Origin of the sequence: Streptococcus sp. GMD1S (assembly GCF_000296875.1) — a bacterium.
In the GTDB taxonomy this organism is placed as follows: Bacteria; Bacillota; Bacilli; order Lactobacillales; family Streptococcaceae; genus Streptococcus.
Window position 1 is genome coordinate 1 of sequence record NZ_AJQY01000037.1, and the last position, 10,842, is coordinate 10,842.

Below are 10,842 nucleotides of genomic sequence, written 5' to 3' on the forward strand. Positions count from 1 at the left end.
AAGTTAAATTATGGGTCGGAGGTAACTCCTTTATATGATGAAGAAATTCTTAATTTGGTAGTACAAAGAGATTATTTCGCTTCCTTGAATATAAAAGAAACCTTTAAGAGTGCAGAAACAGAGCTTCGTGATATTATCTATGAACCAGAAAATCATTCTGACCTCTATAAATATCTTAAAAATAAGTACGATATGCCAGAGGATACAACCTGTAGAATCAGAGTAAGGTACTCTAGTGGAACAATCTATGGAATTTCAATACTAATGGAATCTAGGGATGAGGCTGTTCAAATAGATTTAACTATATTTAAACAACGGGAGGATAATCAATGAATGAAATTGAAAAAAGGAACCGTCGGGTTGAAAGGTAAAGCACTATAAAAGCTGTTTTATAACTGATTTTTAATGAGCATCAGGAGATATTATGTTAAAATCGAACAAGTGGATATTCCTTGCAATTTCCGTTCCCTTTATTATTATTGGTTTGTCATATTTGTTAATTAGGATACCGATTGGGAACACTGGTAAGTTTATTCATGATCATGCGGATTCTATCAAAAGCGAAATTATTGCAGACATAGACAGTCAAGGGCAATATATAAAGTCAGTGACGCTTTTACCAGGTTCTGCGAGGGGAGGCTTTGATAATGGTGGAGATGTAGGTGGAAATTATCATATTTCCTTTACAGCCTATGCTAATAATAATCGCAAGCAGTCAATGAAAGTAGAATTATACTTTCCTGATGCTGGTATAGGTCCTTTTACATTTATAAAACCCAATCCTTATAAATCTCCTGAAACTATGAGGAGATGGTACTTATCAGTAGTAGAGGTATCAAGTGACCCCTCGTGGGATTGGAAGCGAGAGCAAGATAAATTGACTGAAACTATGAATAAACTTGATCGCAAGAGCAAGGATGCCTCCAGGCAAGTTGAAAAAGAAATTATGATTCGTAATCTTAACAGATGGCTACAAGAACATGAGGAAAATTTCAAACTAGCTATCCAAACAGACCTGTATAGAAACGACCCAGAATTGGAACAGAAATTAGGAAAGATTCAAAGTATCAGTGTAAGTGAATATCAAATGTACATTCCTTCGACAGGTAGCGACATTAGTTTTGATGTTAGATTTGAGAAATATCCTGAAGAAGTAGCTACTATAAACGTTCGCTTGCATTCCCAAGGGGAACAATCAGTTTTTAAGGATCCCTCAGTAGCTGCAACTATTAGTTTTGAAAGAGAACGTTTTGTTATAAAAACTGTGTACGACTCCAAGCTATTTCCAATTTTTAATCAAAGTCGATTTGGTAATAGTAATGGAGAAATATCTTATGAACTCCCAAAAGATTATGAAAATCAATTTTTAATTCCTTAACTTTCAAGCAAGCTATTATGCTTGCTTTATCTTTATGGCTTCAAGCCATAAGAGTAAGAACGACAAATCGATGCATGATAGAGGAGATTCAAGCTTATATCTTTTCCTTGTAGACATGGGATACTGATGTTTTCAAGTATAAAGGAGTAAAAACGATGCTAGCTATTTTTATTGATTCTATAGGTGACAAGTCAGGGACCTATAAGTTGTTAAGAAACCATTCATCCTTGCCTTTTTCTTTAATCCAATCCAGAATCAAAGATCATGACACGGTGATAGAAGTAGACATGTTAGATTTGGATGAATTGAAAAAGGTTAGAGAACTCATCCGTGAGTTGAGTGCTATTGGGACCAAGGTTACGATGAGGGATTCGACTGGTATTATCACCTTAGAAATAGTAAATAATCTTATTTCTACTTTTGAAGAGATTGCGGCAGAGAGAGAAGAACTGGATGCTCTGATGTTTGAAGAGGAAGAGTGAGTGCCACGTTTTTCAGTGGATCACCAAGTTAGTTTTTAGTAATAGAAGGAAAACTGATGAATGATAATAGAAATTTATTGCGCTTCTTACAGGAGTTGATGTACGGTCTTGTAGATCTTATCAGTGAGAAAGAATATCAGGAGTTTGTCCTTGATTCCTTAAAACTTTCAAAACAGGAGCTTGATAAAGAGAGTGATTTTTGCCCAGATATTTTATATAATCGACTGGAAAATATAGACGAGCAGGATATCTTGACATTTCAGGTATTGGATAAGAAAACCAATCCACTAGTATGGAACTGTATCGCTAATTTCTTTGTTTTAGTTTGTCACTATTCATATATTGCTTCGGAAGAAATCTACCTACCACAAACGATTGAAAGTGTCGACGAGGACATACTTGAGGTTCTTTCCTTAAGTTACAAACAAATTCTAGCTGAAAATAGGGAACTTATTTCACAAATAACTGGACCAGAATTAGAAGGATATCTAAAGGATGATCTCGTTAAAAACTACTTTGGACCACTATTTTTATCTGATGAGAACGAATAGGCCATTCGTTCAAGCATAGATCAGGAGAGGATATGCTTACTAGTTATTTTATGTTGATTTTTGCTGAGGCAATTGCGAATCGTATGGAAACAGAATATACTTCACATATTCGAACCGCCTTGGATGCATGTTGGAGTTTTTTGGAGAATAGAGATAAAAGGGGAGAGGAACTTTATCGCCTTTTAGATGATGGGACAGACTTCAGTGGAATATTTATCTACATGCAATTAGATGAAAATGAAGCGAATGGTCTCTTGTGGGACAACATTAGTTATGTAATAGGTGTGACTGCTAAAGAAGCTTTTGAGTTTGAAAATAAGAAAGAGCTTCCTTCTCCCTTAGAGAACATTGAACCAGAACTACTTGATGTCTTTATTGATAATTTAAAAGAAATCAGCATGGATCTTTATCATCACGTCGAAACAGTAAAAATTTTCATCAATAGAAATCCATACCCATCAAGAGAATCCGCCCTAAAAGAACTAGATAGACTGGGATTATTTAGATGATTTGATTAGAAGGTTTGGCGAAAAATCAAAAAGAACACCCCAGAAGTTAGAGTCTCATCTCTACTTTTGGGGTGTCGTTTATTTTCTATCCTTAAGCATTTTACAGTACCCACGTACGGATAGCATGGGCGACGCCGGATTCGTCGTTTGTTTTGGTGATGTATTTGGCGATTTTTTTGAGTTCTGGATTTCCATTTTCCATGACAACGGGGTTGCCAACGACTTCCAGCATGGCGCGGTCATTCTCTTCGTCACCGATCGCCATGGTTTCATCTTTGGTCAATCCGAGTTTTTCAGCTAGATGGGTAATAGCTGAACCCTTGTCTATATTCTTTTTAAGGAGTTCGAGGTAGAAAGGAGCAGATTTGTTGATGGAGTAGCGCTCGTAAAATTCTGCTGGTATCTTTTCAATCGCAGCATCGAGAATTTCCGGTTCATCGATAAACATACACTTGACGATTTCCTTGTCAGCCATTTCTTCAGGGGTGCGGTAGAAGATGGGCATGCTGACGAGGGTTGATTCGTGCACCGTGTACTTTCCGATATTGCGATTGGCAGTATAGATACCGTCCTTGGTAATAGCGTGCATGTGGACACCGAGCTTGCGACTGAGAAATTCCATATCCAGATAATCCTCATAGGTCAAGGATTCGCTGATAATCTCATGGGCAGTAGCAGTTTCTTGAACAAGGGCACCATTGAAGGTTACGACATAGTCACCCTCGTCTCTCAATTGCAAGTCGTCCAGAAGTTTGGCAACACCTGCGATAGGACGACCCGTTGCAATTACGACTTTGACACCAGCTTCTTTGGCATCTTGGATGGCAGAAAAGACTTCCGGAGTGATTTCCTTTTTACTGTTAACCAGGGTACCATCGATATCGACGGCGATTAGTTTAATACTCATAAATTTCCTCTATTCGTTCTTATTTGGGGTAAAATGATCGTTCTCAATCAAGTGTAAAAATTGCTGGGTAACGCTTGCGAAGATGCTGTTTTGGTCCAACATTTCTTTTGGAAAATAGAAACGATTGTCTCCGTGGCGGCTGCCAGCAAGAGATTGGACGATAGGAGACAGGCTAGAGAGTTCTGCCAGTTCACCATTTTTCTGTAGAATCTCAATCTGTGTCCGTGGATTTTCAGATTCGGGACGATAGATATCATAAGGGAGGTCAAAGTTCTTATGAATAGCAGTATAGTAGTCTGGATCAAAGCCGATTTCTTCAACCAGCTGTCTCATGGTTGCGAGTTGGTCTTGGTCTTTTTCTGAAAAAGTAATGGATTTAAAGACCTTGCGGTTGACAAAACGTTGTGACAAGTCGGCTAGTATCTTGTCAGGACTGGTCATCCAGAGTTGGAAGTAGGTATTCATCACGCCGTCATCAAGTGCCAGATAGTCAGATAGAGTAACTTTCTTTTCAAAAAAAGGTAGCAAATGTGGAGAAGTGCGTGCAAAGAAGTCCTTGTCTTCAGGATAGAGTTCCTTGGCGCGTTTGAGGAGATTTTGTAGGAGAACCTCCATGGCCCGTGTTGCTGGGTGGAAATAAACCTGCATATACATCTGGTAGCGACTGAGAACATAGTCTTCGATGGCGTGCATGCCATTGCGCTGAAAGGCGATACCATTTTCGACTGGACGAATGACTCGAAGGATGCGAGTCAGGTCAAATTCCCCATAAGATGCTCCTGTAAAATAAGAGTCGCGCAAGAGATAGTCCATGCGGTCTGCATCAATCTGACTGGAAATGAGCTGTACGACCTGTTTGTTAGGGTAGGTATGGTCGATGACACTAGCCACTTTTTCAGGAAAGTCTGGCGCTACTTGTAGCAGGACTTGGTGAATCTCTGTCTCAGGACTTTGGATAATTTCCTGAGTGATGGCTTCGTGGTCTGTATCAAAGAGATGTTCAAAAGTATGCGAGTAAGCACCATGCCCAAGGTCATGAAGGAGTGCAGCGGTCATAGTCAAGAGAGACTCAGCAGGATCCCATTCTTTAGGATATTTTTCTTCAAAAATCTCTGTGATGCGTCGTGCAATCTCATAGACCCCCAAACAGTGGGAAAAGCGACTGTGCTCCCCACCATGGAAGGTATAACTGGAAGTCCCTAGCTGTTTGATACGGCGAAGACGTTGAAATTCTTTTGTATTGATCAAGTCGTATATGACCTGATTATTGACGTGGATGTAGTTGTGAACTGGGTCACGGAATACTTTTTCATTCATATGACCATTATAGCAAAATCCTGCTCTTTTTGGTAAAATAGTAGGACAAGAGACATGAAAGAGGATTTGATGTGAAGATTCGGATGCGAAATAGGATTCAGTTTGATGAGCAGTTGGAAGTGATTGACCAGCTTTATGACGTTGAAGTGCGTGAAAAAGGGGATTATAGCTATCTGCTTTTTTATAATGAGGAAAAAGAAAAAGTGGTTCTCAAGTTTCATGGTCAAGAACTGGTGATGACCCGTTTTTCCAATCCGAAGACTATTATGAGATTTCTAAAGGATAGTGATAGTTTAGCCTATATTCCGACTCCAATGGGGATGCAGGAGTTTATCATTCAAACGAATCACTATGAACTGGATGGGCAAAAGATTGAGCTCGCCTATCAACTGCAAAATCAAGAGGGACACTCCTTTGCCAGCTATCAATTAGAAATTACTTGGGAATAAGAAAAAGGTTGGCGAATGCCAACCTTATTTGATATAGAGTTCTTGATTTTTTAGAACAATTTCACGCACACTTGCGAATTTCTTGAGTTTTTTAAGTTCTTCAGGATGGGTTACGAGAGTAATAACATAGCCCTCTTTACCCATGCGACCTGTACGGCCAGCGCGGTGGGTGTAAGTTTCCATATCTCTAGGGACGTCGAAGTTTACGACACATTCTAGGCTATCTATATCAATTCCACGAGCCAGAAGGTCAGTTGCAAGGAGCAGGGTTAGTTGCTTATCTTTAAACTTTTCTAAGATGACTTTTCGATATTTCACATTGACATCGCTAGCGAGGGAAACAGCTAAGATATCCCGATACTGTAGTTTTTCCTCCGCACTTCCAAGATCTGACAGGCTATTAAAGAAAACTAGTCCGCGGAAATCCTCAACATGAGCTAGTTTTCGTAGCATATCCACACGGTGACGTTGGTCTACCTGCATATAGAAGTGTTGGATGTTGTCCAGTTTTTGATCAGAGAGATCAATGGTGCGCGTGTTTGGTGCAATCTTCTCTTGGTCAAACTTGGTCGTCGCACTCATGTAGACGAGTTGGTGGTCACGAGGTGCGTAGTGAGTAATTTTCTCAACAAAGTGAATCTGAGAATCATCGAGTAATTGGTCAAATTCATCCAGGATGATGGTTTCCACATTCATCATCTTGATTTTTTTCAATTTAATCAACTCAAAGATACGGCCAGGTGTTCCAATCAGAATTTCTGGTCCTTTTTTGAGTCGTTCAATCTGGCGTTTCTGACTCGAACCTGATAAGAAGAGCTGAGCGGTCAAACCGATGGCTTCCGCCCACGTTTTACACACGTCAAAAATCTGTCCAGCAAGTTCTGTATTTGGTGCTAGGATCAAGAGTTGTTGGGCTTTTTTCTTTTGTAGTCTGAGAAGACTTGGGAGTAAATAAGCTAGCGTCTTACCAGTTCCTGTTGGGCTCACTCCCAGTATGTTTTCTCCAGCAAGGATGGGTTCAAATAGTTGAATTTGAATGGGAGTAAATTCCTGGAAACCGAGTTGGTCACTCAATTCCTGCCATTCAGTCGGTAGTTTGGTTTTCATTTTTCTGCCTCAAATCTAATGCCAGCAGTCTGGCGCATAGTATATAGTAGCTCATGAATAGAGCTTGCATCATCCAGCCAAGTCTGGTAGATCGTCTGGTCTGGTTGCTGGATCATCTGAGCAAACGCAGCAACTTCCTCAGTCATCGTATGAGGAGCCTGTTGGATAGGGAGTTGAACTTGATTTCCTTGGTGGTCGCTAAAAATAGCTGAGCGGACATGTTCAATCGTGTTAAGGGTCAAGGTTCCATCTGCTGTGTAAATCTCACAAGGAAGATTGGAAGTGATGTTTTTCCCAGCTTTGATATGAACTTGAAAGTCAGGGTAGAAGAGGATACCGTCTCCATTCAGGTCAATGCTATTGTCAAGCTGTTGAGCTTGATAAATCGCGTCTTGAGCCTTTCCAAAGAGGCGAATGGCAGCGTAGAGAGGATAAATCCCCAAATCCATAAGGGCTCCACCAGCAAAACGATCTGAAAAGACATTTGGCGTCTGTCCAGCCAATAAGTCAGGCATCTTGGAAGAATACTTGGCATAGTTGAAATCTGCTCCCCAAATTTGCTTGTCTGCCAAAAAATTCTTGATAGTGGTAAAGGCTTCCTCGTGGTAATTACGAGCTGCCTCAAAGATAAAACAGTGATTTTTCTTAGCTGTCTGTCTCAAATTCAGCCATTCTTGTGGCTGAGTGACAGCTGGCTTTTCAAGAATGACGTGCTTACCAGCAGACAAGGCAGCCCTGGCTTGAACAAAATGCAAGGAGTTTGGACTGGCGATATAGACTACATCAAAGGAAGACTTAAAGAAGTCTTCTAATTGATCAAAGAGTTGGATATTTTCATAGCGAGAAGCAAAGGTTGCGGCAGTTTCTCGTTTTCTAGAATAGACTGCAACCAGCTGGTATTCTCCGCTAGCATGGGCTGCTTCTATGAAATGATGGCTGATAGCCCCTGTTCCGATGATACCTAATTTAAGCATAAATACTCCTTTTCCGACTTCAAATCCTTCCTTCATTATAACATAGAAAAGAAGGACTATCCAACAGATGGTAAAAATTTTCAAATGGAGTACGCATTTCTTAGAGAAAGTGGTACAATATTTAGATAGGTAGATGAAATGAAAAGGGGGAGAAAATGAGATTATTACCAATAAGAAAAATATCACGTCAGTCTAAGCGACTAGCGCTTTTTTTGACTTTTTGTGCAGGATATGTCGATGCTTATACTTTTATCGTGCGAGGGAACACCCTTGTGGCTGGACAAACTGGGAATGTGGTTTTTCTTTCTGTAGGACTCATTCAGCAGAATGTCTCGGATGCCAGTGCCAAAGTAATGACCTTGTTGTCCTTTATGATGGGTGTCTTTTTTCTGACATTATATAAGGAAAAACTTCGAATTGTTAAAAAGCCGATTTTGTCCTTGATTCCTCTTGCAGTCCTGTCCCTAATTATAGGCTTTGTGCCGCAATCGGTTGATAATATCTATCTCGTACCGCCCTTAGCCTTTTGTATGGGACTGGTGACAACAGCCTTTGGAGAAGTGTCAGGGATTGCCTATAATAATGCTTTTATGACAGGGAATATCAAACGTACCATGTTGGCTTTTGGAGATTATTTCCGGACCAAGCATACGCCTTTCCTACGAGAGGGATTGATTTTTGTTAGCTTGCTTAGCAGTTTTGTCTTCGGAGTTGTTTTTTCAGCTTATTTGACGATTTACTATCAGGAGAAGACAATTCTAGGTGTTCCTCTTATGATGAGTATCTTTTACTTCAGTATGCTTTTTGCTTCTTGGAGAAAAAAAGGAAAGAAAAAGCTTAAATTTGATTGATTTCGCTTGTAAGAAAAAAGAAGATATGCTATACTTGAAGAGTTGACTATGCACAGTCCTGTGCAACCGCACGAACATCGTTTGCTCACATAGTGAGTATAAAGTGGTTCGTCCCACGATGCTAGGCGAGTCTTCACAAAAATACGGGGAAACCCTAAAAATCATAGGAGGTGCATAATGAGCACATACGCAATTATCAAAACTGGCGGAAAACAAGTTAAAGTTGAAGTTGGTCAAGCAATCTACGTTGAAAAATTGAACGTTGAAGCTGGTCAAGAAGTTACTTTTAACGAAGTTGTTCTTGTTGGTGGTGAAAACACTGTTGTCGGAACTCCACTTGTTGCTGGAGCTACTGTAGTTGGAACTGTTGAAAAACAAGGAAAACAAAAGAAAGTTGTTACTTACAAGTACAAACCTAAAAAAGGTAGCCACCGTAAACAAGGTCACCGTCAACCATATACAAAAGTTGTCATCAACGCAATCAACGCTTAATTTTAAGGAGAACACATGATACAAGCAGTCTTTGAGAGAGCCGAAGATGGCGAGCTGAGGAGTGCGGAAATTACTGGACACGCCGAAAGTGGCGAATACGGCTTAGATGTCGTGTGTGCATCGGTTTCTACGCTTGCCATTAACTTTGTCAATTCCATTGAGAAATTTGCAGGCTACGAACCAATCTTAGAATTAAACGAAGATGAAGGTGGCTATCTAAAGGTTGATATACCAGCGGATCTTCCTTCACACCAGAGAGAAATGACGCAGTTATTCTTCGAATCATTTTTCTTAGGTATGGCAAACTTATCGGAGAACTCTTCTGAGTTCGTCCAAACCAGAGTTATCACAGAAAACTAACACGGAGGAAAACATTATGTTAAAAATGACTCTTAACAACTTGCAACTTTTCGCCCACAAAAAAGGTGGAGGTTCTACATCAAACGGACGCGATTCACAAGCAAAACGTCTTGGAGCTAAAGCAGCTGACGGACAAACTGTAACAGGTGGATCAATCCTTTACCGTCAACGTGGTACACACATCTATCCAGGTGTAAACGTTGGACGTGGTGGAGACGATACTTTGTTCGCTAAAGTTGAAGGCGTAGTACGCTTTGAACGTAAAGGTCGCGATAAAAAACAAGTTTCTGTTTACCCAATCGCTAAATAAAAAGGTCCAGTGAACCTTTTTATCCCGAGCCTTGAAATGAAAAGGCGAGGAAGCTAGAAGTAGCATAAAATAAGGCTTTCCGAGTTTTCGGAGAGCCTATTTTTTTGTTTTGATACACATTTTGAATTTAATAGAGAATAGTTAGATTTAAACTTGCGATGGACACTTTTTTCTTTTTTGGAAAAGTTCTGAAATATGGTATAATGAACAGATAGAGAAGTTGGGGGTAAAAGATGAACATTCAACAATTACGCTATGTTGTGGCCATTGCCAATAGTGGTACTTTCCGTGAAGCTGCTGAAAAGATGTATGTTAGTCAGCCAAGTCTGTCTATTTCTGTGCGCGATTTGGAAAAAGAGCTGGGTTTTAAGATTTTCCGTCGGACGAGTTCGGGGACTTTTTTGACCCGTCGTGGTATGGAATTTTATGAGAAAGCGCAGGAATTGGTCAAAGGATTTGATGTTTTTCAAAATCAATATGCCAATCCTGAGGAAGAAAAGGATGAATTTTCCATTGCCAGCCAGCACTATGACTTCTTGCCACCAACGATTACGGCCTTTTCGGAACGTTATCCTGACTACAAGAACTTTCGTATTTTTGAGTCTACCACAGTTCAAATTTTAGACGAAGTGGCTCAAGGACATAGTGAGATTGGGATTATCTACCTCAACAATCAAAATAAAAAGGGCATCATGCAACGGGTTGAAAAGCTTGGTTTAGAAGTTATTGAACTAATTCCTTTCCAGACTCACATTTATCTTCGTGAAGGGCATCCTTTAGCACAGAAAGAGGAATTGGTCATGGAGGATTTAGCGGATTTACCAACAGTTCGTTTTACTCAGGAAAAGGATGAGTATCTATACTATTCAGAGAACTTTGTCGACACCAGCGCGAGCTCCCAGATGTTCAATGTGACCGACCGTGCTACTTTGAATGGTATTTTGGAGCGGACGGATGCTTACGCAACTGGATCTGGGTTTTTAGATAGTGACAGTGTTAATGGGATCACAGTCATTCGTCTCAAGGATAATCTAGATAACCACATGGTCTATGTCAAACGGGAAGAAGTGGAGCTTAGCCAAGCTGGTACTCTTTTCGTTGAGGTTATGCAAGAATATTTTGATCAAAAGAGGAAATCATGAAAAAAAGAGGAAT

General features: G+C 40.1%; 14 protein-coding genes, 2 pseudogenes and 1 other annotated feature. Of the genes and pseudogenes, 11 read left to right on the forward strand and 5 right to left on the reverse strand.

Annotated features, from left to right (window positions below; all coding sequences use genetic code 11):
* From GMD1S_RS05530 to GMD1S_RS05550, 5 genes and pseudogenes are all read left to right on the forward strand, one after another.
* Positions 1-333: pseudogene (locus GMD1S_RS05530) on the forward strand (hypothetical protein); the annotation flags it as partial.
* Positions 334-424: 91 nt separating this feature from the next.
* Positions 425-1,378, forward strand: a complete 954-nt coding sequence (locus GMD1S_RS05535) for a hypothetical protein (RefSeq protein WP_000920280.1) — start codon at positions 425-427, stop codon at positions 1,376-1,378.
* Positions 1,379-1,533: 155 nt separating this feature from the next.
* Positions 1,534-1,860 (forward strand): hypothetical protein, encoded by a 327-nt coding sequence (locus GMD1S_RS05540; protein WP_000879673.1) that lies wholly within the window; start codon positions 1,534-1,536, stop codon positions 1,858-1,860.
* A 56-nt stretch (positions 1,861-1,916) separates the two neighbouring features.
* Complete coding sequence (locus GMD1S_RS05545) at positions 1,917-2,411, forward strand: Imm6 family immunity protein (RefSeq protein WP_000999424.1); 495 nt, start codon at positions 1,917-1,919, stop codon at positions 2,409-2,411.
* A 32-nt stretch (positions 2,412-2,443) separates the two neighbouring features.
* Positions 2,444-2,920, forward strand: a complete 477-nt coding sequence (locus GMD1S_RS05550; protein WP_000958200.1) for an Imm6 family immunity protein — start codon at positions 2,444-2,446, stop codon at positions 2,918-2,920.
* A gap of 100 nt (positions 2,921-3,020) precedes the next feature.
* On the opposite strand, the gene yidA is transcribed toward GMD1S_RS05550, so the two are convergent.
* Complete coding sequence (gene yidA, locus GMD1S_RS05555; RefSeq protein WP_000023482.1) at positions 3,021-3,827, reverse strand: sugar-phosphatase; 807 nt, start codon at positions 3,825-3,827, stop codon at positions 3,021-3,023.
* 9 nt (positions 3,828-3,836) lie between these two features.
* Positions 3,837-5,144 carry an HD domain-containing protein gene (locus tag GMD1S_RS05560; protein ID WP_001003532.1) on the reverse strand — a complete coding sequence of 436 codons (1,308 nt, stop codon included), beginning with the start codon at positions 5,142-5,144 and terminating at the stop codon, positions 3,837-3,839.
* A gap of 71 nt (positions 5,145-5,215) precedes the next feature.
* Here GMD1S_RS05560 and GMD1S_RS05565 point away from each other — a divergent pair, with 71 nt between their 5' ends.
* Entirely contained in the window at positions 5,216-5,593 is a 378-nt protein-coding gene (locus GMD1S_RS05565) for a DUF1934 domain-containing protein (RefSeq protein WP_008279073.1), read from the forward strand.
* Positions 5,594-5,617: 24 nt separating this feature from the next.
* On the opposite strand, the gene GMD1S_RS05570 is transcribed toward GMD1S_RS05565, so the two are convergent.
* Positions 5,618-6,700, reverse strand: coding sequence for a DEAD/DEAH box helicase (locus GMD1S_RS05570; RefSeq protein WP_000850559.1), 1,083 nt, complete (start codon positions 6,698-6,700; stop codon positions 5,618-5,620).
* Positions 6,697-7,674, reverse strand: coding sequence for a Gfo/Idh/MocA family protein (locus tag GMD1S_RS05575; RefSeq protein WP_000915852.1), 978 nt, complete (start codon positions 7,672-7,674; stop codon positions 6,697-6,699). The genes GMD1S_RS05570 and GMD1S_RS05575 overlap by 4 nt, the downstream gene beginning before the upstream one ends.
* A gap of 155 nt (positions 7,675-7,829) precedes the next feature.
* On the opposite strand from GMD1S_RS05575, the gene GMD1S_RS05580 reads away from it, so the two are divergent.
* The 4 genes from GMD1S_RS05580 to rpmA all read left to right on the forward strand — a co-directional run bounded on the left by GMD1S_RS05580 (position 7,830) and on the right by rpmA (position 9,687).
* The gene (locus GMD1S_RS05580; protein WP_001238360.1) at positions 7,830-8,525 is read left to right on the forward strand and encodes a YoaK family protein; all 696 of its coding nucleotides are present in this window, start codon (positions 7,830-7,832) and stop codon (positions 8,523-8,525) included.
* Between the two features lie 54 nt (positions 8,526-8,579).
* Positions 8,580-8,668: a sequence feature (ribosomal protein L21 leader region), on the forward strand.
* A 34-nt stretch (positions 8,669-8,702) separates the two neighbouring features.
* Positions 8,703-9,017 (forward strand): 50S ribosomal protein L21, encoded by a 315-nt coding sequence (rplU, locus tag GMD1S_RS05585; protein WP_000109137.1) that lies wholly within the window; start codon positions 8,703-8,705, stop codon positions 9,015-9,017.
* A 15-nt stretch (positions 9,018-9,032) separates the two neighbouring features.
* Complete coding sequence (locus GMD1S_RS05590; protein WP_000613704.1) at positions 9,033-9,377, forward strand: ribosomal-processing cysteine protease Prp; 345 nt, start codon at positions 9,033-9,035, stop codon at positions 9,375-9,377.
* A 16-nt stretch (positions 9,378-9,393) separates the two neighbouring features.
* Positions 9,394-9,687 carry a 50S ribosomal protein L27 gene (rpmA, locus tag GMD1S_RS05595; protein WP_000916509.1) on the forward strand — a complete coding sequence of 98 codons (294 nt, stop codon included), beginning with the start codon at positions 9,394-9,396 and terminating at the stop codon, positions 9,685-9,687.
* A 166-nt stretch (positions 9,688-9,853) separates the two neighbouring features.
* On the opposite strand, the pseudogene GMD1S_RS12550 reads toward rpmA, so the two are convergent.
* Positions 9,854-9,928 (reverse strand): annotated as a pseudogene (locus GMD1S_RS12550) (AraC family transcriptional regulator); the annotation flags it as partial.
* Between GMD1S_RS12550 and GMD1S_RS05600 the strand changes: the two are divergent.
* Positions 9,921-10,829 carry a LysR family transcriptional regulator gene (locus tag GMD1S_RS05600; RefSeq protein ID WP_001025716.1) on the forward strand — a complete coding sequence of 303 codons (909 nt, stop codon included), beginning with the start codon at positions 9,921-9,923 and terminating at the stop codon, positions 10,827-10,829. The pseudogene GMD1S_RS12550 and the gene GMD1S_RS05600 sit on opposite strands and share 8 nt — an antisense overlap.
* The last annotated feature ends 13 nt before the right edge of the window (positions 10,830-10,842 follow it).

Excerpts from the sequence above, each read along its gene's own strand:
- GMD1S_RS05545 (WP_000999424.1), top strand. The coding sequence starts at position 1,917 with ATGAATGATAATAGAAATTTATTGCGCTTCTTACAGGAGTTGATGTAC.
- yidA (WP_000023482.1), bottom strand. The coding sequence starts at position 3,827 with ATGAGTATTAAACTAATCGCCGTCGATATCGATGGTACCCTGGTTAAC.
- GMD1S_RS05600 (WP_001025716.1), top strand. The coding sequence starts at position 9,921 with ATGAACATTCAACAATTACGCTATGTTGTGGCCATTGCCAATAGTGGT.
- GMD1S_RS05575 (WP_000915852.1), bottom strand. The coding sequence starts at position 7,674 with ATGCTTAAATTAGGTATCATCGGAACAGGGGCTATCAGCCATCATTTC.
- GMD1S_RS05540 (WP_000879673.1), top strand. The coding sequence starts at position 1,534 with ATGCTAGCTATTTTTATTGATTCTATAGGTGACAAGTCAGGGACCTAT.
- GMD1S_RS05570 (WP_000850559.1), bottom strand. The coding sequence starts at position 6,700 with ATGAAAACCAAACTACCGACTGAATGGCAGGAATTGAGTGACCAACTC.
- GMD1S_RS05560 (WP_001003532.1), bottom strand. The coding sequence starts at position 5,144 with ATGAATGAAAAAGTATTCCGTGACCCAGTTCACAACTACATCCACGTC.
- rplU (WP_000109137.1), top strand. The coding sequence starts at position 8,703 with ATGAGCACATACGCAATTATCAAAACTGGCGGAAAACAAGTTAAAGTT.
- GMD1S_RS05550 (WP_000958200.1), top strand. The coding sequence starts at position 2,444 with ATGCTTACTAGTTATTTTATGTTGATTTTTGCTGAGGCAATTGCGAAT.
- GMD1S_RS05590 (WP_000613704.1), top strand. The coding sequence starts at position 9,033 with ATGATACAAGCAGTCTTTGAGAGAGCCGAAGATGGCGAGCTGAGGAGT.
- rpmA (WP_000916509.1), top strand. The coding sequence starts at position 9,394 with ATGTTAAAAATGACTCTTAACAACTTGCAACTTTTCGCCCACAAAAAA.
- GMD1S_RS05535 (WP_000920280.1), top strand. The coding sequence starts at position 425 with ATGTTAAAATCGAACAAGTGGATATTCCTTGCAATTTCCGTTCCCTTT.
- GMD1S_RS05580 (WP_001238360.1), top strand. The coding sequence starts at position 7,830 with ATGAGATTATTACCAATAAGAAAAATATCACGTCAGTCTAAGCGACTA.